Source organism: Streptomyces sp. NPDC051173 (assembly GCF_040689515.1).
Taxonomy (GTDB): domain Bacteria; phylum Actinomycetota; class Actinomycetes; order Streptomycetales; family Streptomycetaceae; genus Streptomyces.
The window spans coordinates 68,807-92,431 of the sequence record NZ_JBFBBD010000018.1; the positions used below are offsets into that span (position 1 = coordinate 68,807).

Below are 23,625 nucleotides of genomic sequence, written 5' to 3' on the forward strand. Positions count from 1 at the left end.
GATGACCTTTTGATGACCGCTACTTCAACATGCTCCAGATCTGCCAATTATTTTGGTGGTTGTCGCAGGTCACGGTCGACTTCGGCAGTGGGTAGACCACGTTGGACTGCCCGGCATCCAGGCAGCGGTACGGGCCGTAGGCCGGATTCCCGCTGCTGTCGGTGCGGGCGGCAAACTGGAAGCTGTTCGGGTTCGGGTTGGAGTTGCCGACCCAGGTCAGGTTCCATTCGTCGCCCAGCTTCTCCATGGCACAGGAAGCCGTGTGGGTGGAGAAGCCGTTGCTGTTGTAGTTGAGGTAGAGGCACCTGTTGGTCGCAACGTCCTTGAGCTGGACGCGGCTGTAGTAATGATCGACGTCGGAGGCCCAAGAAGTGACGTTCCACTTCTGGAAGGCGCCGCCGTTGCAATTGATGACGTATACGTCGCCGTGGTTGTTGCTGTCCAGGCACTTGCCGGTGTGCTGGTTCTTGACCTGCACACCGATCTGGTAGGTGTCGGCCTGGGCGGGCGCGGCGATGACCAGGGAGGCTGCCAGCGCGGTCGTGGTGACTGCGGCTGCTGCCACGGATCGAGTCCTGAGCTTCATGGGCAATCCCATCCTCAATGTCTGACGGTGCGCCAGGGCGCTCAGCTCCGCGCACTCACCCCTGGATTCTTTGGCATGAACACCACCTTGCCAAGGTGTCCGGCTGATCCCCAAGGAAGTGCGAGCACGCGGCTCCACATCCCAGTTCTGCCTGTTCTTGCACGTCAAGCCCGTGATCACGGCCCTTGGCCGCCCGCCGATTGCGGGAGTGCGTCTAGACAACGACGGATCTGCCGATCAAAACAGAGACGCCCGATGAGTGAGAGACCTGCGCGACAAGTGCGTTGGTGCGGCTGGTTGCCGACCGTGCGGTGGCGACACCCGCCGATTCGCGGCCACAGCTGTGCGAGGTCTAGGTATAAAACTGCCGGACGGCAGTTTTATACCTAGTGCCGTATCAGGCAATGTTTGCCCTGTTGTGATGTGACACGCCGTCCCGGTGCTGTGCTGGGCGGCGCGTGGCGGTCACCCTGTCCGGGTGGCAGAGCGAGTACGTGTACGCGAGATCGACGATGACGAGGGCAGGCGGCTGCTGCGGATCATCCGCAGGGGCACCGGGTCGGTGGTGACCTGGCGGCGAGCCCAGATGGTCCTGCTGTCCGCCCAGGGCATGGCGGTGGCGAAGATCGCCGAAGTGACGTTCACCAGCGATGACCGGGTCCGGGACGTGATCCACAACTTCAACACCGACGGCTTCGACTCCCTGTACCCGAAGTACAAGGGCGGCCGGCCGAAGACCTTCACTCTGCCCGAGCGGCGCGAGATCAAGAAGATCGCGAAGTCCAAGCCGACCGAACACGACCTGCCGTTCTCGACCTGGAGTCTGACCAAGCTGGCGGACTTCCTGGTCGCCGAGGGGGTGATCGACGACATCAGCCACGAGGGCCTGCGCATCCTGCTCCGCGAGGAAGGCGTCTCGTTTCAACGCCTGAAGACCTGGAAGACCTCCCGCGACCCCGACTACGCGGCCAAGAAGGCCCGCGTCGAACACCTCTACGCGATCGCCGACGGCGAGGTCATACCCGAGGAGGGCGAGCCCGAAGTCGTCTTCCGCACAGACGAGTTCGGGCCGCTCAACCTGATGCCCCACCCGGGCCGGCAGTGGGCCGAACGCGCAGGCAAGCACAAGGACCCCGATCGCGGACCGCGCCGCAGACGGCGGGCGACCTACAACCGCTACGGCGGAGTACGGCACCTGTTCGCCGCCCTGGACCTGGCAAAAGACAAGCTCTACGGCCACATCAAGCCGGTCAAGAAGCGCACCCAGTTCCTGGAGTTCTGCCGTTACCTGCGCAGCCTCTACCCGCCCCAGGTCCGCATCGCGATCGTCTGCGACAACTTCTCCCCGCACCTGACAACGAAGAGGTGCCAGCGGGTCGGCACCTGGGCGGCGGCGAACAACGTCGAGATCGCCTACACCCCCACCAACAGCTCCTGGCTCAACCGCATCGAGGCCCAGTTCACCGCCCTGCGCTACTTCACCCTCGACGGCACCGACCACGCCAGCCACAGGGAACAGGGCAGCATGATCCGCCGCTACATCATCTGGCGAAACCATCACGCCGACGACCGACGCCTACGCACCGTCGTCGACAGGGCAAACGTTGCCTGATACGGCACTAGCATCTGGCTATTCACCGCAGGTGTGGGGGTGGCGGTTGGCCACTGACACGCTGCAGAGCATGGGTTCTTCTCTGTCCTCGTCCTCGGTGGTGAAGACGAAGATCACGTCCGAGGCGGGGACGCGGATCGCGCACTGGCCGTCAAGGGTCAGCGGCTCGTAGCTCTCCCAAGGGCATCCGGCCTCGTCCAGCGTCCGCAGGACTTCGCCGTAGGCGGGATAACCGGGGAACCTCTCCAGTCGGCCCGGCTTCTGTGACGGCCATTCCATCGTGGCCCAGTCCGTCTGGACGACGATCGACTCGATCACCTGACAGTGGGCTTGGCAGGTGGCGATCTCCAGACTGCCGTACGCGTACAGATACGGCAGTCCATCGGCTCCGGTCGAGGAGCCGTGCGCCCAGGGAGGCCCCAACTCCTCAGTGACATCGTTGAGCTGGGCGCCTACGCGTGCCGTGGCGATGCGGCCAGTCCGGGCGAAGGGTATAAGGACGTCCATAATGTTCATGCGGTGCAGGGTTTCATGACGGCAGCCGCCCAGCCCAATGCCGTGGCGAAGGGGTGCCGATCCATCGGACAGACACGGGCTGGGCAGAGCAGGTGGGCGCGCATGTTCCTGAACCCCGCCGGATCCGGGCAGGCGTCAGCTGGTTGGGCCCGGCGGGTTTCTCCCAGGGGTCGGAGGTCTTCGGCGGGAGACCGGGTGGGTCGGAGCTGGGTGTGGGCGGCTCATTCGGGCCGTACGGCGCGGTCGAAGAGTTCGACGAGTTCGTTCGCGCACGCGTCGGGATCGAGTCCGGTGGACAGCAGTGGGGTCGCGGCGTCGAGTGAGGCCCGCAGTGCTGCGGCCATGACCCGGGGATCGAAGGGGCGGAAGGCGCCCGCGCGCTGCCCGTCGGCGAGCATGCGGGCCAGCCGGTCCAGCGCTTCGGTGTGGTGCCGTTCGTAGTGGCCCAGGCCGCCGTTGAAGAGGAGTTGCTGGAGCGCCCGCGTCTGCTGCGGGTGGCCGGCGATGAATCCCACGTTCGCGCGGATGGCGGCGGCGAGCAGTTCGCGGTGACCGGTCGCCGCGTCGAGGCCGGGCCGCATGAAGGTTTCGGCGTCGGCGACGATCCGGTCGGCGACGGCGGCGAACAGCTCGTCCTTGCTGGAGAAGTGGTACGTGATCAGGCGCTTGCTGCTGAGCCCGGCCTCCGTGCAGATGGCGTCGAAGGTGGCGCCCTGCAGGCCGCGGTCGGCCAGCAGGGCGATCGCGGCACGGGTGATCTGCTCCCTGCGGGCTGCAGTGGAGGCCTGACGGGTGGTCATGCTCGTCACGCCCCTCGTCCGGTCTTGGGGTAGGCCCGGCGGACATCCTTGCGGCCCAGCATGACCGCCGACGCGGCCAGCAGGAGACCGATGACGGACTGCTCCACCTTCACCCACACCGGGAAGCCGTCGTGCGGTAGCGCGACGATGACCAGGATGGCCATCGGAGCGACGGCGGACATCACCCGCATGCGCAGATAGGCGGCGCGGCTGCCGCGGAAGGCCCGCCCGGCGAGCGTGATGAGCAGGGCGGAGATCGCGACGGCGATGACGCCACGGACCCACACGGCGGCGTTGCCGCCGACGAGCGCCGCCGCGCCGAGCGTGGCGACCGAGACGACCAGGACGGCGACGAATAAGGCGCGCACACGCCTGTAGAGCTCATTATCCATGCGGATAAATTTATCCCATCGGATAACAGATGTCGATCCGGGGTGGCGAGTGGCGTGGAGAGCGGGGAAGCGCCGGGGAACCGGGCGGAGAAGGGTTCGGGTCCGGAGCCGCCGGACACGAAACCACCCTCACCGCTCTGAGTAACAGCCGGAGATATAGAGCAACTTGTCCTTCATCTACCAGGATCCGCCGAGTCTGCCGATGGCCTTGAGGGTCTCGGGGCGTTTGACGGTTTTACCGACGTCGTAGCGGGTGGCGGGCCGCCGGTTCTTGGAGCCGAGAGGGCGTCCGGGTCCGGTTCCGGTCGGTTGAGGAACACGGGCCGGGCAGAGCAAGTGGGCGCGGATGTTCCTGAACCCCCGCCGGACACGGGCCGGGGTGAGGTGTTCGGGCTTGGCCGGCTTCTCCCAGGGCCGACGGAGATCGGTGGTCGGCGGCCGGGCGAGGCGGAGCTGGGTGTGGGCGACGACCAGGAGCCAGGTCCAGTGGTCCGCCGCCTTGCGAGTACGGATCTTCGGTGTGGTCCGGCCGAGCGTCTGTGGCCAACTTCGCCGACGCCCGGCAGGCCCGGGGCGTTGTTCGTCGCTGGCGCCCATACATCGGTCCGGTCAGGGGTGTCGGACGGTCGTCGGCCACGGTTCGACACCGTGGCCGACCGCTCTCGTCGTGTTCACCGCAGGTCGGCGGCGAGCCTTTCCTTGTCGAGTGCGTGTTCGCCGTAGAGGTTCTGTACCCAGTTGGTCTGGTAGATCGTGTCGAGGTATCGCTCGCCGAGGTCGGGGGCGATGGCGACCGCGGTGAGGCCGTCGGCGTCGTGCTTGTCGAGCCATTCCAGTGCGCCGCTGACAACGGTGCCTGTGGAGCCGCCGAAGAGGAAGCCGTGTCTGGCCAGGCGGTGGCAGGTGCGGATGGTGTCCGCTTCCTCGACGCGGATCACTTCGTCCACGTAGGACTCGTCGAGGATGGCCGGGCGTACGCTGGTGCCCAGGCCGGGGATCAGCCGTCGCGCGGGTAGTCCGCCGAAGGTGACGGAGCCGACGCTGTCGACCGCGACGACCTGTACCGGGCGGTGCAGCTCGCGGAAGTAGCGTGCGCATCCCATGAGGGTGCCGGTGGTGCCCGTGCCCACGAAGAGCACGTCCATGCGTGGGAAGTCGCGGGCGATGGCCGGTGCTGTGGTGAGGTAGTGGGCTTGCCAGTTGGCGGGGTTGGTGTACTGGTTGAGCCAGACGTAGCGGTCGTCGGAGGCGCAGAGCGTGCGGAGGTAGTCCAGGCGCGCGCCCAGGAAGCCGCCGTTGGCCGTCGGTTCCGTGATGGTGTGCACCTGGCTGCCCAGGGCTTCCATCAGCCGTCTGGTCGAGAGGTTGCAGCGGGCGTCGGTCACGCACAGGAAGCGGTAGCCCTTGCTCGCGGAGATCAGGCTCAGTGCCACGCCCAGGTTTCCGGACGAGGATTCGACCAGGACCGATGCCGGTGTGAGGGCGCCGTTGCGCTCGGCGGCCTCCACCATCGCGCTCGCGGCCTTGAGTTTGATGGAGCCGGCGAAGTTGAAGCCCTCGCACTTGAGGAAGAGCGAGTGGTTCAGGATCGGGCGCAGGTCGACGTAGAGCTGTTCTTCGTTGAAGTCCGTGGGGGCGGTGATGATCCGCGCGGTTGCTCTCTCCTCCGCGGCGGTGCCCTGGGGGTTCATCCGTACCTGCGCAGTTCGTGGAAGAAGCCGTCGATGATGTGGAGTTCCCCGGAATCGGCGATCGCGTCGTAGACGTACTTGCCGACCGCGAGGTCCAGTACCCCGAGACCGAAGGGTGAGAAGATCACCGGCCGCCCCGTGGGTACCTTCGTCCTGCCGCACATCACGTCGTCCAGTGTGCCGTGCACGAAGTCCCGTCCGCCGGTGAGCTGTTCGGCCAGGTGCGGTGAGGTGTCGGCCTTGAGGCAGTGCTCGACGTCGTCGAGGATGTTGGCCGAGGCGAGCAGGATCTCCGGTGCGAGGTCGCGCAGGGAGATGTGCAGTACCAGGGGGTTGTGGTCGAACCACGACAGGTCGGTGACGTGCGGCTGTCCGGCGATGGTGGCGAAGACGATCAGGTCGCTGTTCCGGACGAGCTGTTCGGCGTGGTCGTGCACGGTGATCCCCGCGGTGGTGCCCGACTGTTCCAGGTAGGTGCGGAAGCCGGCCGCGCTCTCGGGGGAGAGGTCGTGCACGCCGATCCGGTCGAACGACCAGTCCGTGCCGGCGAGGAACGTGTGGATGTAGCGGGCGATCAGGCCCGTCCCGAAGAAGCCGACGCGGGTCGGGCGGGGCCGGCCGCGGCTGAGCCGGTCGGCTGCCAGCGCGGCCGAGGCGGCTGTCCTGCTGGCGCTGATGACGGAGCTCTCCAGGCAGGCGAACGGGTAGCCGGTGTCGTGGTCGTTGAGGATCAGCACCGCCGAGGCTCTCGGTACGCCGGCTGCCACGTTCTGCGGGAAGCTGGAGATCCACTTCATTCCGTCCACGCGTGCGGGGCCGCCGAGCGAGGCGGGGAGCGCGATGATCCGGGACGAGGGGCGGTCGGGGAATCGCAGGAAGTAGGACGGTGGGTTGACCGAGTCACCGGCGCCGTGCAGTCGGTAGGTGGCTTCGATCAGGTCCGTGATCTGCTTCTCGCGTCCGTGGAGGGCGCGTTGGACCTGCGCGCCGGAGATCACCGCGAACGGCGGCACGGTGATCTGCCGCGACGTGGTCGTCATGGGGTGGTCACCTCGATGGTCGGGCAGCAGTCGGCCAGGCGTACGGGGTCGGCCAGCCCGACGACGACCTCGCGCGGCCCCTCGTACGGCTCCCTGCTGTGTGCGGTACGGATGTTGTCGACGAGCATCAGGTCGCCGTCCTGCCATGGTTCGCGTGCGGTGTGGGTCTCGTAGACGGAGTTGAGCAGTTGCACCACGTCCTCGCCGATCGGGTCACCGTTGCCGAAGCGGGTGTTGAACGGCAGCGCGTCGGCTCCGTGGATGTCCAGCAGGTACTCGCGGACCTCGGCGTCCATCGTCCACTCGCTGAGGAACGCGACCTGGTTGAACCAGCAGCGCCGGCCGGTGGCGGGGTGGCGCACCACGGCGCTGCGGCGTTGTCTGGTGCGCAGTCCGCCGTCGGGCTGCCACTCGAACGCGATCGCGTGGGCGTGGCAGTACTCCTCGACGGCACGACGGTCCTGGGTGCCGAACGCTTGCGCGTACGACGCGCCGATCTCGTCGTTGTAGGTGCGGGTGAGTATCCAGCCCTCCCGCTCGAACCGGTCGACCAGTTCGGTGGGGAGCGCGTCGAGCACCGTCGGCGCGTCGGCCACGGCGGTGGCGCCGCCCTCGGCGGGCGCGGTGAGGCAGGCGAAGAGCATGAGGCCGGGGAAGTCCAGCCGGTAGCTCATCTCGTGGTGCATGCACATCTGTTGGTGCTGCGGCCACTTCGTCGAGGAGTGGACGCCGTGGGAGTGGGTCCGCCGGGGCGCGAAGGCCTCCTTCTCGCTCATCAGGCCCGTGGTCAGCTCCCGGAAGACGGCAGCGGTCCCGGCAGTGTCGCGCAGGCCGAGGCCGCGGACGAGCAGGGCGCCGTGCTCGGCGACGGCGGCGCGCACCGTGTCCCGGTGTTCGGCCGCCCATGCCCATGGGGCGTCGGAGGCGTCGGTTTGTAGTACAGGAGGTCCGGCGACGCGCGATTCCACGTCGGGCAGGGGCGCCGGGGATGACGATGCCATCAGCGTGTCCTTTCCGCTGCGGTGGTGGTGATCCTTGGTGGCTGTGCCTCACGCCGGTTCAGGGTGAAGCCGGCGGTCCCATCGCACGCCGCACGGCTTGTGCGGTGGCCATCGGGTGGGAGTGCGGGAAGTGGTGTCCCCCCTGCTTGAGTGGGTAGAGGTCGACGTCGTCGGCCAGCAACCGCCAGTCGGTGTACCGGCGTCGGAAGCCGGCTGTGTACGGGTCGTCCTCGGCGAGGACCACGGTGAGCGGGGCGGACAGCTTGACCGCAGGGGGGTTGGCCAGGGCGTCGGCGAGATAGTGGTGGGCGGCCACGCAGTCGTGCCGGTATGCGGCTCCGGTGTGTTCGTTCAACGGGCCGAGTTCGGCATGGCCGTCGTCGGCCGCCAGTTCCTCGGCGATCTCGGCGTCGCTCAGTCCGGTGAGCCGGGTGACGGCGGTTCGGCGGTCGGCGGCGTCGCCGAGCAGTTGGGCGGCGAGGAAGATCCGTTGGATGCGTACCCCTCGTGCTTCGAGCTGCCGGGCTGTTTCCACGGCGAGGGCGGTGCCGGAGGAGTGGCCCCACAGCAGGAGGCGGCGGGAGCCGAGGTGGACGATCTCGGCGGCGGCCCGGTCGGCGGCCCGGTCCAGCGGCACGAACGGCTCGTTCCCGGCCGTCGGGTCGTGGCCGGGCAGCTCGACGGCGTGGACCGCGTAGCCGCTGTGCCGCAGGGCCCTGGCCAGTGGCTGGAAGTTGACCGCGTTGCCGCCGGCGCAGGGAAAGCACACCAGATCACCGGAGTGGTCAGCGCCGGGTTCGGACAACCGGTGCAGCAGTGCGTACCGGCGCTCGGTCCTGCCGTCGAGGAGATCGGCCAGCTCGGCGAGAACGGGATGGCGGGTGACATCCCCGAGGGAGACCGCGCGGTCCAGTGCGATCGCCAGTTTCACTGCCGACAGGGAGGTGCCGCCGCGGTCGAAGAAGTGGTCTTGTCTGCCGATTCGGTCCTCGGGAATACCCAGCACCTTCGCCCAGGCCGCCGCCAGCCGCTGCTCGACCGGTGTACACGGGGCGTCGCGGGGCTCTCGGGTGATGTCCAGTCCGGCGGCAATGGAGGTGAGCGCCTTGCGGTCGGTCTTGCCGTTGGGGGTCAGTGGCAGACGCGCCCGCCAGTGGAAGGCCGAAGGAACCATGTACGGGGGGAGTGATGCGCCCAGCTGCTCCCGCAGGACATCGGGTTCCAGAGACCGTTCACCGGAGTGGAACGCCACCAGGTATGTGCCCCGGCCGGCTCGCTCGGCCACGACGACGGCACCGTCGTGGACACCGGGCAGCCGCAGCAGGGCGTTCTCGATGTCACCGATCTCGATCCTGAAGCCACGGACCTTGACCTGGGAGTCGCGGCGGCCGAGGAACTCCAGCTTGCCCTCCGGCAGCCAGCGGCCGAAGTCACCGCTGCGGTAGAGCCGGTCGCCCGGACGGTGCGGATCGGCGAGGAAGGCCTGCCGGGTGCGCTCGGTGTCGTTGACGTAGCCACGGCCTACGCAGACTCCGGAGAAGACGATCTCGCCAGGGGCACCGAGCGGTACGGGCCGCAGGTGCTCGTCGACGACGTAGACGTGCACATTGCCGACACATGGGCCGAGCGGTACGCGGTCTCCGGTCGGAGCTTGGTCCATGACCTCGTGGTTGGTGTCGTCCGAGGTCTCGGTCAGTCCATAGGCGTTGACGAGCGTGATGCCGGGTTTCGCGGTGAACCAGCGCTGGGCGAGCTCTTTCTTCAGTGCCTCGCCGGTGACCGACACCACCCGCAGTTCCGGCAGTTCCCTGGGGCGAAGCTCCAGGTGGGACAGCACGGCTTCGAGATAGGAGGGTACGAGCTGGAGGACCGAGACCCCGCGGTCGGCGATCTCGTCGACGAACCGTGGGACGTCCAGGATCACCTCCTGCTCGACGAGCAGGGTCCGGCCGCCGGCCAGGAGCGCGGAGACCAGCTGCCACAGCGAGATGTCGAAACACTGGGGAGCGGTCTGGGCGACCGTCCGCCCCTCGCCGATGCCCAGGTCCTCGATCTTGGCGTAGAGGTGGTTGAGCATGCCCGCGTGCTCGCACATCGCCCCCTTGGGCTCACCTGTGGAGCCGGAGGTGAAATAGATGTACGCCAGCTGGTCCGGTTTGACCACGACACCGGGATCGCTTTCGGCGTGCCTTTCCGCGTAGGCCGTTTCCACGGAGAGCACCTGGACGCCGGGCAGGGATTTCAGGGCGTGATCGAGATGTTCGGTGCTGCCCGGTTCGGTCACCACGAGCCGGCACTCGGCACGGGAGAGCATGGCGGCGATGCGGTCGGCCGGGAAGTGCGGCTCGACGGGCAGATACGCACCGCCTGCCTTGAAGACCGCGAGGACCGTGGCCGCCCAGTCCAGGTCGCGCTCGGTCACCACGGCGACGACACTCTCGTGCCTGAGCCCCCGTGCCCGCAGTGCTCGCGCCAACTGGTTGGCGCGCAGGTTCAGTTCCCGGTAACTCCAGCGCCGGTCACCGTGCTCGACGGCGACGGCATCCGGGTGCGCGCGTACCCGCTCCTCGAACAACTCGTGCAGTCGGCGATCCGGTAGCTCCCGGCGCGGACCGGCGAGTCCTTCGAGCTGGAAAAGGACTTCATCGGGAGTCAGCAGGCTCTGCCCTCGGTGCTCGGCGTCAGGGTCTGCCGCGATGAGCCGGAGTGCGGTGAGGTGGTATCCCGCGATCCTGGCCGCGCAGGACGCGTCGAGCGCGTGCGTCCGGTACCGCAGCCGCAGCACCACGCGTCCGTCCTGTCGCGGGAAGCCCACCCACAACACGGTGTCCTCATCGAGCCTGTCGCCGTCGCCGTGCGGGCTGAAGGCAGTCTCGGCCAGTGGCTGTACGAGGCCCAGTTCATGTCTGAGGGCGTCCAGCGGGAAGTCCTGGTGCGAGAGGAGTTCCGACTCGGCCAGGCGGGTCTCCAGCAGCAGCGCCCGCCACGAGCCGGGAGCGGTGGTCAGCCGGCAGGGCAGCACCTGTCCACCGTGCGCGGTGACGTAACCGGTGGTGACCTCCTGCTCGCCGGAGAGCACGGCCAGCACCTTGGCATGGGCGGCCAGCAGCACCGAGTCGAGCGGGACCGCGGCATGGAGCAGTGCCGCCACGAGATCCTCGGGAAGGGCCGTCTCGTGCTGGGCGATGCCCCGCACCGGGTCGGTGGTCCAGCGCGGGATCGCGGTGAACCCGCCGGCGAGGAGTACGCCGTGCCAGAAGTCGCGTCCTTTGTCGGATGGCTTGTCCATCGTTCCTCCACCTCGCGCGGTTGTCACGGTGTCGGTCATCCCGAGTGCGGTTTCGCCAGGCCCTGCTGTCCGATGCCGCGTCGCGGTGGTGATACCTCGCCGGGTACGAGCAGCTTGTGGGCCGGTCCCGCGCTGCCGCCGGCCGGCTGGTACCGGTCACGTGGCACCTCTGCGGCAGGGTTTCCCTCCCACCGTGCGTGTGGGGGTACTTCCTCACCTTTCATGAGGAAGGAGTCGGCATCGAGGACCGAGCCGTCTCCCATCGTCACGCCGTAGTGGACGAGGGCACCGACCCCGATGGTGCAGCCGGAACCCATCGTGATGTGGTCGGACTTGAACGTGCCGTCCTCCTGCGAGTGGCACTGGATCTTGCTGCCGGCGTTGAGTGTGCAGTCGTCGCCGATGGCGGTGAGGGTCCGCTCCGTGATGAAACAGCCGTCGTCGAAGACCCTCCTGCCGAGCCGCACTCCCAGCATCCGCCAGAGCACGCTCTTGAACGGAGTGCCGTTGAAGATGTGGAAATGTGTGTCGGGCACCTTCCACAGGCGCTCGTGCCGCCAGAAGTACGGGTCGTAGATGGAGCACACCCGCGGCCGCAGCGGGCGGAAGCGGGCGAGGAAGCGCTCGATCAGCGCGAAGTACGCGGTGGTGAACCCGAGGCCGGCCATGAGGAAGACGGTGTCCAGCAGCTGGCCGGCGGCGTCGTACCTCTCGATGGTGGCGAGGCCGAGCAGGGTGAGGACGAAGAAGTCCAGCCATCGCAGGAACAGCATGATGGCCATCGTGCGAAGGTTGTGGCGGTTTTTCGCGGCCAGTCGGCGACGCAGCTCCTCTCCGCTGCGGAGGAGGTCGAAGCGGGTGTCGCGTTCCACGGTGCGGGGAATCTCGAAGCACGGCGAACCGAGCAGACCCACCCCCTCACGCACCGGCCCGTCCAGCGGGACCATCACCTTCGTCGCGAGAAGGACGTTCTCGCCCGTCCTGCCCCCCGGCGGATAGGCGATGTGGTTCCCCAGGAAGCTGTGCGCCCCGATCGACGTCCGGGACACGCTGAAGGACGTGCTGGAGTAGTCGGCATTCATGACCGACAGCCCGTCCGCGACCATCGTCCCGCTGCCGACTGTGGTGAGGTACGGAGCCTCCTGCTGCACCTGGCTTCCGAAGTTCGAACCGGTCTGCTCGACCCGGGAGAGGTCGTACCCGAGACACTTCAGGTAGTGGACGATGTAGGAGCTGTCGCCGAAGAGCCAGATGAAGAACTTGAGGTTGGTCATACGCGCGACGGTCCGGTGCAGCGCGTAGCGGACCCCGTACAGCGGATACGCCTTCCCCGGCTTGATCGCCAAGTGCAGCAGACGCGGCACGGTGAACAGGGCGGCGAGGCCGACGACCACGAAGCCGAAGAACAGCACGGCGGAGAGCAGCAGAGTGTCCATGAAGAACGCCGACGGGGTGGTCGTCTCCATGGACGTGGCCGACTGGCCGAGCAGCCTCGGCACTTCGTTGAGCAGCGCGTCGATGGCCACGATCCCCAACGGCATGATCACGAGGAGCATCCTCGCCGGGCCGAGGAACCCGAACCCGGCCCGCCGCAGGGTGCCGCACCTCTTCGGAGGCACCCGCAGGTAGTTCAGCTCCGTGCGCTGGGCGGGCGACCCGTGCCATCGCTGGCCAGCCGGTACGGCCTTGCCGCGATGGAGTGTGGAGGTGTGGCCGAGCTGCGCCCCGTCGCCCATCGCCGTGTGGATGTCGAGTACGGTCCGCTCGCCGATGAACACGTCCTGGCCGAGGGTGACCGGCCCGGTCTGGATCCGGCCGGCCTGGGCGCGGTAGCAGAGGAAGAAGGAGTCCTTGCGGATCACTGTGTCCGCACCGATCGTGAGGAGGTCGGTGCAGACCGGAACGGTGCGGGAGAGGATCGTGACGTGTCTGCCGATCCGCGCACCGAGGGCGCGCAGATAGAGCACGTACAGCGGGCTGCCCACGAAGAGGATCACAGGGTTGGCGTGCACCAAGGACTTCACGATCCAGAAGCGGAGGTACGTGAGGCCCCAGACGGGGAACTCAGCGGGTTTCCACCGCCCGATGAGAAGCCACTTGGCCGCGATCGGGAAGGCGCACAGGCCGATGAAGTAGGCGCTGCCGAAGGCAACGGCGCGCCTGTAGAGCTGAGCCGGATCCGGGGCGTCGTCGACCCACGCACAACCCCGCGTGGAAGCGGACACGGTGAGGTAGGAGTACCCGAGGAAGGCCAGGAGCTGCAGTGTGCCGCACAGGACGTACCGCGGGGTGCTGCCTGGCGCGGCTGCCGCTTCGGCAGGCGCCGGAGCCGCTGTGGTGGCAGGTGGGGGCGTGGTGTCTGCGTCGGCAAGGGCCGATGCCAGGCTCCGGACGGTGGTGTGCCGGTAGATGTCCTTCATCGACACCGGCGGCAGGTCGGTACGCTTCCTGATGCGGGCACAGAAGCGGGCCATGACCATGGAGTCGGCACCCAGGTCGTCGAAGAAGTGGCTGTCGACCGACACCACGTCAACCCTCATGACGTCGGCGAGCACCTCGGCGAAGACCTTCTCGGTGTCGGTTTCCGGACCGGCGCCGACGCCCCGTGAGACAGGGGATGCGGATGGTCCGACGGCCGGGGCTTCGGCAGGTTCTCCTATCACGTGAGCTCCTTGAGAGCAGGTGCCGATTCGGGCACCGTCGTGAGGGATTGCGGGGAGCAGACGAGCAGTGCCTCGGATTCAGCCCCTGGTCCACGAGCACGGCCGGCCGGTAACAGGCGGGACGGTTGTGGTGTGCGAAGCTCCGGTATTTCCGGAGGAGTTGGGTGGCATCTATTTCATCAGCGGCACGTCCCGAATCCTCCCTCCCGCCCCCGGGGCGCGCATTCGCTGAGCCCCTCGCGACCGGCGTCGTCGCCTTGGTGTGTCGCCACCAGCCGTTGACGGGTGCGGCCACCTCGCCTCGGGTGTCGAGGCACCGCAGTGTGCCTGTGAATCCGTCCCGCGGCATCCTGTCCGTCCCGGACTTGCGGGCGGAGCCGTCGCCTTCGTCTCGAAGCGACGACGCTTCAACGACGTTAAGAATTTCTATACGTCACTGTCAACGGTGCGTGAGGAGCTTTGACGGAACCGTCGACTGCGCTTTGATGCGCCTGGTCTTGCCCTGCTTTTCGAAAAGCGTTCGGACGGGTCCACCGTCAGTCGCGAAGTCTTTTCGGCCGCCTGAAATCGCATCACCTCCCGGGCGACTGCGTCACATCCAGGCCATGACATGGGTAATGCTCTGACGGTGCCGGTAAAGCTCTATACACTATCACAGGCCGTAGCGGAGTCTTCAAGCCTGGATGGGCAACCAGTTCGCCAACTCCTCTGCTCGAGGGCGCAAAGCCCGGCATCTGAACGCGACAGGGCATTGGCTATCGGTCCACTGCCTGTGTCCCGGGAGTGGAACAACCCGGTTCACTCGAGGAGTTTAAAGTGCGGTAAACAGCCGGATGGCTGACGGGAAAAGGCTTGACAGGGAAAGCCGTTGGCATGCGCGTTTTATGGCACATTCATTCGGATGTGAAGCTCGGTCACCCTCTGTGTAATTCGGGCCATGGTGAAGAGGGCGTACTGCATCGGGCATCGATTTCAGACAGGCGGGACCGCGCTTTTTCGGCTGCCAATTGTTTGTGTAGTCATGGCATCGCAGGCGTGTGCCGGCGGCTCGCGGAGCGGCCTGGGTCATCGAGTGCACGAGCCGCGAAGGCCGTCGCGGCTGGTTGATTCCCCAGGGGAAGCGACCCGGGAGCATATGTGCGGGCTGATCGCTGCCGAAGCTGTCGCAGCCCGGCGCGGACGGGCCGGCTGCGCGCGGTCGGCGGGTCGACTGCATACCTGCCAAAACGGCTCTGAGACAGGACACTTGGAGCGGGCGATAGGGATCCGGGGGAGGGGAACCGTATGCAGAGCTCGTCGGGCGTACTGCGGAAGGACCACCGCACAGAGATCGAGGACCTGGTGCGGCGGGCCGTGGAAGAGGAAGCCCGCAGTTCGGGAGGGCGGACGGACGGCGAGGCACTGATGCGCCGCGCGCGCACCGAGCTGGATGCCCTGGCCGCCACCGCTGCCGAGGAGTACGCGGCGTACGTGCAGGCCCTGGACGCGGACGAGGCCTCGGTACGTCCGCTGGCCACCCGCCTCTCGCGGGCCTCACTCGGCACCCCCGCTCTGGTGACCGCCGTGGCGGCAGCCACGGCCTGCGGAGCGGACCTGGGGTTCGGGACCTCGGTGGCCACCGCGGCCGGCGCGGGAGCGATGGCGGCGGTAGCCGGTTCGGCCGCCGCCGTCGTGAAGCTGACGGCCGGCCACTGGCCCGCCGCGCACCGGCGCGCGGGCAAACGGGGGCAACCCGGTGGAACCCAGCAGTTGCGACTGCAGTGGCTGACGGCGGTCGACGTACGGGGCATCAGGCCGTACCTCGACCGCCAGCGGATGCTCTCGGGCACGACCCGCGTGCGCACCCCGAGGCCGGACAAGCCCGCGGCCACCACAGCGAGGGGACCGGCCATCCGCGGGGTGGACCGCAGCGCGGCCGCCCAGCGGCGCCATGCTCTGGAACGGTCCTACGACCGGCTGCCCGAAGCCGTGGGCCCTTTTGCCGGACGCCAGACACAACTGAACCGAATCGCCCAGTGGGTGCACCAGGCACGAGCGAACACGGAGACCAAACCGACCGTCGTGGTGCTGCACGGGCCACCGGGATCCGGCCGCTCCACGCTCGCACTCCACGCCGCGCACCATCTGCGCGACCAGTTCCGCGCGGCGGGTGCGGTGGACCTGCGCGGGGAGAGCCCGGACGAGCGGCCCATGCCGACCAGGGACGCACTCATGCACCTGCTGAACCAGGTAGGCGCGCCACGCGAACAGCTGCTCTTCAGGGAACGGTCCTCGCAGGAACAACACCTGACCCGGCTCTCCGAGCTCTACCAGCAGCATTTCACCGGCCTGCCGGCCATCATCATGCTGAACGACGCCTCCGACCCCGAGCAGGTCCGCGCACTGATCCCGCAGGGCTCCGACAGCCTGGTCCTGGTCACCACCCGCACCCCGCTGTCCCTGCCGCCCGATCTTGTGGCCTGGGTGCACGGTCTCCCCGTCGGCCCCCTGGACGCCGCCGGTACGCAAGAACTCTTGCAGACCGTGGCCGGGGAGCCCGAATCAGGTCCTTACGACCCGACCGCACTGGCGCGGGTACAGGAACTGTGCGGCGGCCTGCCGCTGGCACTCCGGGTCGCAGGCTCCGCCCTCGGGCCCCGCACCATGCATGCGCTGGCCGCCGAGCTGGCGGCCTCCGGACAGGGCGACCCGGCAGGACGGGCACTGTGGCTTCGCTACCTCGACCAGAACGACAGCACCCGTCGGCTCCTGCGCCGCCTCGCGCTGGTGGGACGGGCCTCGCTCGGCCCCGCGGCCGCCGCCGCGCTGCTCGACGAGGACAAGCACCGGGCAGCCGAGGGACTGGCGACACTGGCGCGGGCCGGTCTGATCGAGCCGGTCCGCGCCAACCGGTACCGGATGCACGACGTCGTCCGCTCCTTCGCACATAAGCGACTGCGCGAGGAGGACGAGCCGCACGAGCGCATCGCCGCACAGGACCGGCTCATCCTCAGCTATGCCGAACTGGCAGACACCGTTATCAGGATGGTCGACGGGAAGACCTCCACACGGGCCGACATGTTCAGCAAAGGTGCCGCCGGAATCCACGGCTTCACCTCACTCGACGCCGCGCTGCGCTGGCTGGACGAGGAGTCGAGCTTCATCACGGCGGCCCTCCGGCACACCGAAGGCTCGGACCAGGCCGCCGTGCTCCATCTGCTCGGTGCCCTGTGCGACTACTGCCTGCTGCGCGGCGACCTCCACCGGCTGGGAGAGCTGAGCGAGCTGACGCAGGCGAAGGACCAGGGGCTGCTGGCGCGTTCGGTGCAATGGCGCACCGGGGTCGCGGCGCGCCAGCTGGGCGAGCTGGACAAGTCCCGCGCGACCCTGTCCTCGGTCGTCGACCTGTATTTCGACGCCCGGAACCAGACCGGCGCAGCACGTGCCCTGCGAGACCTGGGCATCACCCTCCAGCACCAAGGCCAGCTCACCGAAGCCACGGCGAAGCTGCGTGAGGCACTTGACCTTCAGACCTCACCCGAGCTGAGCGGCGACAGGGCCTGGACACTGCACGCACTCGCGGCGGTCGAGCGGGACCGCGGCGAGCTCGCCCAGGCCTTCACCTTGCTGAACGAGGCCCTGGAACTGCACCACGAGAGCGAGAGCCTGCACGGCCAGGCCTGGACACACCTCCAGCTGGGCCAGGTACGGCTGTGCGCGGGACAGCCGGACCTGGCGGAGGTGGAGCTCGGCCGTGCCCTGGAGCTGCACCGGCGCACCCAGGACACCCGCGGCGAGGCATGGGCGCTGACCCAGCTCGCCCGCACCGCTCTGCTGAACGGTAACCCGGCGGCAGCGGCCGACCAGCTGCGACGGGCAGCCGCCCGGCACCGCAGGCACGAAGACGCCCGCGGTGAGGCATGGACGCTGTATCACCTGGGCCAAGCGCTGGAGGACCTCGACGACCTCCCAGCGGCAGTACGCGAACTGGAGAAGGCCCGCACGATGTTCAACCGGATGCACGACACCTACGGACTGGCCTGCGCCCGGCATCATTCGGGCCGTGTCAGCCGCGACCAACGGGCCGCCCAGACGCGATCGCTGCGCAACAGCGGCTTCGCCCGGCAGCTGATGCAAGAGGCGCGGACGGACTTCCGACATGTGGGTGCCCCGCACGGGGAAGCGTGGTCCTGTATGGAACTCGCCGTCATCGACGCGGGCAACGACCGCACCGGACCGGCCATGGACCTGGTGGAGCAAGCAGTCGCGCTCTTCACCGGCTCGGGAGACCAACGAGGATCGGCCTGGGCCCGTTTCTTGCGCTGCACCTTGCTGCCCTTCACCTCACCAGGCGGATCGGTGATCGGATCAGCAGTGGCCGAGGGAGAACTCGCGCAACTGCAACAGGAGTTGCGCGATACCGACTGGCCCGCCGACCCGACGCTGGAAGAGGCCGCAGGGGCATACGCCCTGATGCTCCAGCAGGGCATCGAGCCGGAGGCGGGCTGGCGGGCTTGGCAGCTGGGCATGGTGCCAGGACGCCGGTCCCGCGAAGTCATGGCCACACTGCCCGCCGGGGCATGAACCGCCGAGGGGAGCACCTGCGCCGGGGATCCTCACCCCTGCCCCCGGCGCAGGTGCTCCCCATCGATGCAGCCTCCCCGTCTTGGATCATGTTCCGGTGTACGGGATTGCCCCCGCGCACCCGCGTACAGCCCAGCCGCAACACTTGCTATATTGCGCAACTATGCAACCCGGAATAGATGCGGCGGTATCCCAGCCGTCGGCGCAAGGGTCACGCCGAATACCGGCCCCACGCGGCCGTGCGGCGGCCGCGCGGGACCGCAAAGGCAGAAGGACGCGGGCGCGGGCCCGGAGAACGGCCCTGTCCGCCCTCGCTCTGCCGGTGGCAGGCGCCGTGGTGGACGAGCTGGTCAGCTCCTCGCTGGGTTGGACCTTCGTGGCCACGGCGGTCATCGGTGCGGCGTGGGCGGCCATGACCTGCTCCAAGGCCGGAGCCTGGTGGGTGGCGTACGCGCCGCCGCTGGTCGTGACGTTGATCACGGTGGTGGCCGAGCAGGCGGTCGGGAAGACCGGAGCGCACGGCAAGGGGCTCACCACTGGGGCGGTGCACTGGGCTGTCGATGCCTTCCCGGCGATGGCGGCAGCGGAGGTCGCGCTGATCGCCGTGCTGGCGGTGCGATGGTTCCGGTCCAGGCGAAGTGTGAGGAAGAACGGTGCGTGAAGAACGACCAGGTGCCGGAACGCGTGGGCACGGCAGGGCGAAGGCCCGGCCGCGGGGCGGCAAGCGGGCGCCGCGGCTGGTGATCGCGGGGCGCGCCGTGGTCGGTGCGGCGTCCGCCGCTGTACTGGCGACCAGCGGTGTCTCCTGGGCCGCATACCACTGGATCGAGGGCGGTCTCAACACCTCCGACGCCCTCGACGCGGTGGGGAAGAACGCGCCGAAGCATCTCGACAACTCGGTCAACCTGCTGCTGATCGGCCTCGATTCGCGCAAGGACATGAACGGGAACGACCTGCCCAAGGAATTCGTCCAGGACCAGCTCCACGCGGGGTCGAGCGACATCGGCTACTACAACACCAACACCCTGATCCTGATGCACATACCCGCTGACGGCGGCAAGGTGCAGGCGTTCTCCATACCCCGGGACGACTACGTCCAGACCTTCAACGGCGACGGATCGGAACAGGGGCACTACAAGATCAAAGAGGCGTACTCCAACGCTTACACCGGCCGGCGCGAGAAGCTGTACGCCGAGGGTCTCCGGGACGACAAGCTGGAGGCGCAGAGTCGGGAGGCGGGCCGGGAGGCAACGCTCGCGACCGTGCAGAACTTCCTCGGAGTGCCGATCGACCACTTCGCCGAGGTCAATCTGCTCGGCTTCTACGACATCGCCAATGTGCCGGCGCTCCAGCCGATTCAGATCTGCCTGAAGCACCCGGTGAAGGACCGCTATTCCGGCGCCGACTTCCGTGCCGGGCTCCAGACGGTCAATGCCAAGCAGGCGCTGGCCTTCGTCCGCCAGCGACATGGGCTGGACGGCGGGGACCTGGACCGTACCCACCGGCAGCAGGCGTTCATCTCCTCGGTCACCCACAAGCTCAAGTCGCAGGGCGTCTTCGACAGCCTGAGCAAGTTGCAGGGTCTGTTCGGGGTGGTGAAGAAAGACCTGGTCATCGACAGCAAGCTGAACGTCATCGACTTCGCCCAGCAGGCCACCAACCTGACCGGCGGCAAGGTCGAGTTCCGTACCCTGCCGACCGAGGGGTCCGCCACGCGCAACAACGAGGACGTGGAGCTCGTCGACGTCGACAAGGTCCGCGGGCTGGTGCGGGCGGAGTTCGGCGGTGGCCCGTCCTCGTCGCCCAGCGCGGGCGACGACAAGCACTCCGCTCCGGCGAAGGCGGCACCGGCCACCGTGGACGTCCTCAACGGATCCGGCAGAACGGGCGCGGCCGCCGAGGAGCTCAAGTCCCTTGCGGCCCTGGGCTACACGACCTCGGGCACGACGTCCAACACCGCGACGCAGGCCCGGACCACTGTCGTCTACGGCAAGGGCGCGCAGACCGCCGCCCAGCAGATCGCGAGCCGCCTGGGCACGACGGCAGCCCCCGCCACCAGTCCGGAGGTGCCGGACGGGCACGTCCAGGTCGTCCTCGGCGAGGACTTCACCGCGAGCCCGGCCGGTTCGCCGAGCCCGTCAAGCGCCCCGCCGAGCTCGCCCGCGCACGTGTCCGACAGCGACTTCGCGGGCGAGTCGGTGAAGGAGGGCGGCATCCCCTGCGTCAACTGAACGGTTTCCCGTGGATCCTGGCCGGGCATGTGGTGATCTTGATGTGGGCGGGATGACCGCGGCTTCGGATCTGGGGCGGACGGGCCTGTCATGAGAATGCCGGGCCGTACGAGTTCCACCAGGCGTTGAGCCCAGGCAGGCGAGCCTGGCCTCGTCGAAGCGGTGGATCACGTCGCGGATCGTGTCCTTGTCCGCCTGGACCACATCGAGCCGTGGCCACCAGGTACGACGAACTCGCGGTCCGCTACGAGGCCGCCATCCTTGTTGCTGCGATCAACGAGTGGTGGTGACGTACTGGTCCGACGACAACTCGAACACCCGCACTCGCCGACCGCCGGCGGGATTGACGGTCTCACGGACCGGACGCATCCCCAGTTTGGTCATGATCCGTTCGGAGGCGTCGTTGCCCACTTGAGTGATGCTGACGAGCCGCTCCAGCCCTCGCTCTTCGAACCCGAACCGTACAGCGGCCGCAGCGGCCTCGGTGGCCAACCCCTGCCCCCAGTGGGAACGCCCCAGCCGCCAGCCGACCTCAACCGCCGGCAGTACCTCCGGCAAGTAGTCGGGCACCGAGAGGCCGGTGAACCCGGCCAGTTCGCCAGTGGACCGGATCTCCACGGCGAACAGGCCGAAGCCCTGTGACTCCCACTCGCTCTCCCATGCCTGGATGCCGCCGCGAGTCTGCTGTTCGTCACGGATGCTGCCGTCACGGATCCACCGCATGACCACTGGGTCGGCATTGATGGCAGCCATGGGCGCAACGTCTTCCTCGCGCCAGCGACGCAGGATCAAACGGGGAGTCTCAAGCGTGACCATCCCATCATTCTGGATCACGAAATGGGTTCCCCGCCATCCTCACCAGGCAATTTCGATACACGCCCGAGGCGCTCAGCGGCACAGGGTGCGCAGGGCGGTGAGGCATTCCGCGGCCCTGCTCTGCGGGTCGGTCTCGGTGCTGGCCCAGGCGATCCGGGCGTCGGGCCGGATCAGGACGGCGGTGACGTCCCGCCAGATCGGATGTGCCGCTTCGGCGTTGACGGTTGCCGCCCGCTGTTCCAGATCACTCGCGGGGCACGGCGTCGGCGTCCCGCCGAGGTCCAGCAGCAATGGCCGGCCGTGGTGCATCAGGGGGTGGGCGGTGGGTACCTGTGCCGTGTCCAGGGCCAGGCCGGCCAGGCGGGTGCCGTTCAGCGGGTGCGCGCCGGGTGCGGTGTCGGCGGGGAGCGGGTCGTCGAAGCCGGCGATCCGGCGGGCCCACTTCGACGTCGGCGAGCCACCCGGTCAGCGTGGTGTCCTGACCGGGAAAGTCGATGCCGGCCGCCTGGCGCACCGCGCTGCGGGTGCCGTCGCAGCCCACTACCCAGCGGGCCTGCACGGTCCGGTGGGTGCCGCCGGCCCGGATCACCACCTCGACGGCGTCCGGCCCCTGGGCGAGCGAGACGACTTCCTCCCCGCGCAGCACCCGGGCGCCCACGGAAACCGCGTGCTCCTCCAGGAGCTGTTCGGTGACGGACTGACCGAGCGCCAGCATGAACGGGTGCACCGCCCCGACCGTGGAGAAGTCCAGCCGGGTGGTCGCCGCGCCGAAGTGGCCGGTCGGCACCGGGGTGCCCCGTTCGATGAATCGCTCCGCGAGTCCGCGGGTGGCGAAGGTGTCCAGCGTGCCGGCCTGCATGCCGACCGCGCGCGACCGTCCGTCCGGTGCCGCCCGGCGTTGGGGATCTGTCAGCTGGGCGAGGTTCCGGGGCGAGGCAGGTACGGGCTGCCGGGATCATGGAGTTGTCGACGCTCTGTGATCCGCGTGGAAGGCCGTGCCTGTCGGCGCGTCATCCCCGGTCCCGCCTGTCTTTGAGTAACTCCGCCGGCATCCCGAGGCCGTGCCCGAGGAGCTCCCGGGCCTGCCATCCGCCCCCCTCTCGCCCGGCCGGCCATCAATCTCTGTGTGTTTTGAGCCAACTTGACATCCGCTGAGATGCGATCGCCATCCAACATATTGTCATGTTCGCGTCGAACTCGTTTACTGCGGGCAGCAGTTGAGACTCGAGGAGGCGCACGCATCTCATGATCAAGCGAATAGCCGTGCTGACGGCACTGATCCCGGCCATGCTGAGCACTACGGTCGGCGTCACTTCGGCGCACTCCGCGCCGCACGCGACCCAGGCTGTGGTCACTCTGACCTACGACGCCAGCGGTGCCGGCCAGTGGGCGGGCCCGATCAAGCAGGCCGTGCAGAACTGGAACGACGCGGTGCACAACGTGCGCCTGGAGCCGGCGAACACGCCCGGCTCGGCCGACTACATCTACCAGGCGACCAGCGGCTGGCCGCAGACCACGTTGGGGCCGATCTTCCCCGGCGGCAACGGCGACGTGCAGCTGGGCCAGCAAGCACTGGACGAGGGCTATGACGCGACCCGGATCGCGGCGCACGAGACCGGGCACATCCTCGGGCTGCCCGACGACTACAGCGGCCCGTGCTCGGAGCTCATGTCCGGCCACGGCCCTGGCACGTCCTGCACGAACGCCAAACCGGATGCGGCCGAGGCGGCGCAGGTCGACACGAACTACGCCGCCGGCACACCAGCGGTGCGCGCGCATCACCGCCGGACAGTGATCGACATCTGGGCCGGCGGGGTCCCCACCGGCTCGCGCTGACCGGCAGGCACTGCCGTCGCGTTGCCGCACCCTTCCCCCGGACAGCCGGTCACCGCATACGGGCCGTGGCATCCAGCATGGCCGAGGCTCCGGCGCGAGGGGCCGGCCAGGCTCGTCTGCGGGCGGAGGCCTCCCGCCCGTGCCTCACAGAACCAGCAAGAGCAGGGTCAGCGCGGAGGGCGGAAGGAACATCGTGGTCAGGTGGCTCAGCAGTGCCCGGGGCATGCCCAGGATGAGGAACAGCGTCAGCCCGGCCGCGAGCCAGCAGCCGAAGACCGGGATCGCGAGCTGCTGAGCCGCGTTCTCCTGCTCCCGCGTGGTGGCCTCGAAGGGCCGTCGACTGAGCAGGACCGAGTGCGAGCAGAGCGCTCCCGTCGAGTGCGCACAATGTGCGCGCGAGGTGACGCATGACAACCTCTACCGATCCTGATGTGCCTGGCGGCGCACCGCAGACTTCGACGCGCTCACCCGTCAGTGCTGCCGGAACCGGGGGCCTTTGACGCTCTGAACGTAAGGGAGAGATCGTCCCTACCGCCAGATCGCGCCCCTACTTCGGGACGGTGGAACAGCGAATCCTGTTTTGACCAGT

The 23,625-nt window shown here is 68.2% G+C and carries 18 protein-coding genes and 2 pseudogenes; 5 read left to right on the top strand and 15 right to left on the bottom strand.

Annotated features, from left to right (window positions below; genetic code table 11):
- Window positions 1–19: 19 nt before the first annotated feature.
- Window positions 20–565: a hypothetical protein gene (locus AB0435_RS13255; RefSeq protein ID WP_366008117.1), complete on the bottom strand. Its 546-nt coding sequence runs from the start codon at window positions 563–565 to the stop codon at window positions 20–22.
- Window positions 566–1,064: 499 nt separating this feature from the next.
- Here AB0435_RS13255 and AB0435_RS13260 point away from each other — a divergent pair, with 499 nt between their 5' ends.
- On the top strand, window positions 1,065–2,198 hold the full coding sequence (locus AB0435_RS13260; protein WP_366426976.1) for an IS630 family transposase: 1,134 nt from the start codon (window positions 1,065–1,067) through the stop codon (window positions 2,196–2,198).
- A gap of 18 nt (window positions 2,199–2,216) precedes the next feature.
- Here the strand turns inward: AB0435_RS13260 and AB0435_RS13265 are convergent, their stop codons facing one another.
- From AB0435_RS13265 to AB0435_RS13310, 10 genes and pseudogenes are all read right to left on the bottom strand, one after another.
- The gene (locus tag AB0435_RS13265; protein WP_366426977.1) at window positions 2,217–2,714 is read right to left on the bottom strand and encodes a hypothetical protein; all 498 of its coding nucleotides are present in this window, start codon (window positions 2,712–2,714) and stop codon (window positions 2,217–2,219) included.
- 71 nt (window positions 2,715–2,785) lie between these two features.
- Window positions 2,786–2,932, bottom strand: a pseudogene (locus AB0435_RS13270) (transposase); the annotation flags it as partial.
- Between the two features lie 3 nt (window positions 2,933–2,935).
- The gene (locus AB0435_RS13275; RefSeq protein ID WP_366005478.1) at window positions 2,936–3,514 is read right to left on the bottom strand and encodes a TetR/AcrR family transcriptional regulator; all 579 of its coding nucleotides are present in this window, start codon (window positions 3,512–3,514) and stop codon (window positions 2,936–2,938) included.
- Between the two features lie 5 nt (window positions 3,515–3,519).
- Window positions 3,520–3,906: a hypothetical protein gene (locus AB0435_RS13280; RefSeq protein WP_366005477.1), complete on the bottom strand. Its 387-nt coding sequence runs from the start codon at window positions 3,904–3,906 to the stop codon at window positions 3,520–3,522.
- Window positions 3,907–4,083: 177 nt separating this feature from the next.
- A pseudogene (locus tag AB0435_RS13285) lies at window positions 4,084–4,446 on the bottom strand (transposase); the annotation flags it as partial.
- A 131-nt stretch (window positions 4,447–4,577) separates the two neighbouring features.
- Window positions 4,578–5,597, bottom strand: a complete 1,020-nt coding sequence (sbnA, locus tag AB0435_RS13290; protein WP_366005476.1) for a 2,3-diaminopropionate biosynthesis protein SbnA — start codon at window positions 5,595–5,597, stop codon at window positions 4,578–4,580.
- Window positions 5,594–6,637: a 2,3-diaminopropionate biosynthesis protein SbnB gene (gene sbnB, locus AB0435_RS13295; RefSeq protein ID WP_366426978.1), complete on the bottom strand. Its 1,044-nt coding sequence runs from the start codon at window positions 6,635–6,637 to the stop codon at window positions 5,594–5,596. Before sbnB ends, sbnA begins: the two co-directional genes overlap by 4 nt.
- Window positions 6,634–7,638, bottom strand: coding sequence for a TauD/TfdA family dioxygenase (locus AB0435_RS13300; RefSeq protein ID WP_366005474.1), 1,005 nt, complete (start codon window positions 7,636–7,638; stop codon window positions 6,634–6,636). The genes sbnB and AB0435_RS13300 overlap by 4 nt, the downstream gene beginning before the upstream one ends.
- Before the next feature lie 58 nt (window positions 7,639–7,696).
- On the bottom strand, window positions 7,697–10,927 hold the full coding sequence (locus AB0435_RS13305; RefSeq protein ID WP_366426979.1) for an amino acid adenylation domain-containing protein: 3,231 nt from the start codon (window positions 10,925–10,927) through the stop codon (window positions 7,697–7,699).
- Window positions 10,928–10,962: 35 nt separating this feature from the next.
- Window positions 10,963–13,482, bottom strand: a complete 2,520-nt coding sequence (locus tag AB0435_RS13310) for a Pls/PosA family non-ribosomal peptide synthetase (protein WP_366426991.1) — start codon at window positions 13,480–13,482, stop codon at window positions 10,963–10,965.
- 1,392 nt (window positions 13,483–14,874) lie between these two features.
- On the opposite strand from AB0435_RS13310, the gene AB0435_RS13315 reads away from it, so the two are divergent.
- From AB0435_RS13315 to AB0435_RS13325, 3 genes are all read left to right on the top strand, one after another.
- Window positions 14,875–18,153 carry a tetratricopeptide repeat protein gene (locus tag AB0435_RS13315; protein WP_366426980.1) on the top strand — a complete coding sequence of 1,093 codons (3,279 nt, stop codon included), beginning with the start codon at window positions 14,875–14,877 and terminating at the stop codon, window positions 18,151–18,153.
- Window positions 18,154–18,316: 163 nt separating this feature from the next.
- Window positions 18,317–18,814 carry a DUF6542 domain-containing protein gene (locus AB0435_RS13320; RefSeq protein ID WP_366426981.1) on the top strand — a complete coding sequence of 166 codons (498 nt, stop codon included), beginning with the start codon at window positions 18,317–18,319 and terminating at the stop codon, window positions 18,812–18,814.
- Entirely contained in the window at window positions 18,807–20,384 is a 1,578-nt protein-coding gene (locus AB0435_RS13325) for an LCP family protein (protein ID WP_366426982.1), read from the top strand. The genes AB0435_RS13320 and AB0435_RS13325 overlap by 8 nt, the downstream gene beginning before the upstream one ends.
- 273 nt (window positions 20,385–20,657) lie before the next feature.
- Here the strand turns inward: AB0435_RS13325 and AB0435_RS13330 are convergent, their stop codons facing one another.
- The 3 genes from AB0435_RS13330 to AB0435_RS13340 form a co-directional block, all read right to left on the bottom strand.
- Window positions 20,658–21,200, bottom strand: coding sequence for a GNAT family N-acetyltransferase (locus tag AB0435_RS13330; RefSeq protein WP_366426992.1), 543 nt, complete (start codon window positions 21,198–21,200; stop codon window positions 20,658–20,660).
- A 72-nt stretch (window positions 21,201–21,272) separates the two neighbouring features.
- Window positions 21,273–21,560: a hypothetical protein gene (locus AB0435_RS13335; protein WP_366426993.1), complete on the bottom strand. Its 288-nt coding sequence runs from the start codon at window positions 21,558–21,560 to the stop codon at window positions 21,273–21,275.
- Entirely contained in the window at window positions 21,445–22,059 is a 615-nt protein-coding gene (locus AB0435_RS13340; protein WP_366005467.1) for an FAD-dependent monooxygenase, read from the bottom strand. Before AB0435_RS13340 ends, AB0435_RS13335 begins: the two co-directional genes overlap by 116 nt.
- 386 nt (window positions 22,060–22,445) lie before the next feature.
- Here AB0435_RS13340 and AB0435_RS13345 point away from each other — a divergent pair, with 386 nt between their 5' ends.
- Window positions 22,446–23,036: a snapalysin family zinc-dependent metalloprotease gene (locus AB0435_RS13345; RefSeq protein ID WP_366005466.1), complete on the top strand. Its 591-nt coding sequence runs from the start codon at window positions 22,446–22,448 to the stop codon at window positions 23,034–23,036.
- Between the two features lie 144 nt (window positions 23,037–23,180).
- On the opposite strand, the gene AB0435_RS13350 is transcribed toward AB0435_RS13345, so the two are convergent.
- Window positions 23,181–23,450: a hypothetical protein gene (locus AB0435_RS13350; protein ID WP_366005465.1), complete on the bottom strand. Its 270-nt coding sequence runs from the start codon at window positions 23,448–23,450 to the stop codon at window positions 23,181–23,183.
- Between the last annotated feature and the right edge of the window lie 175 nt (window positions 23,451–23,625).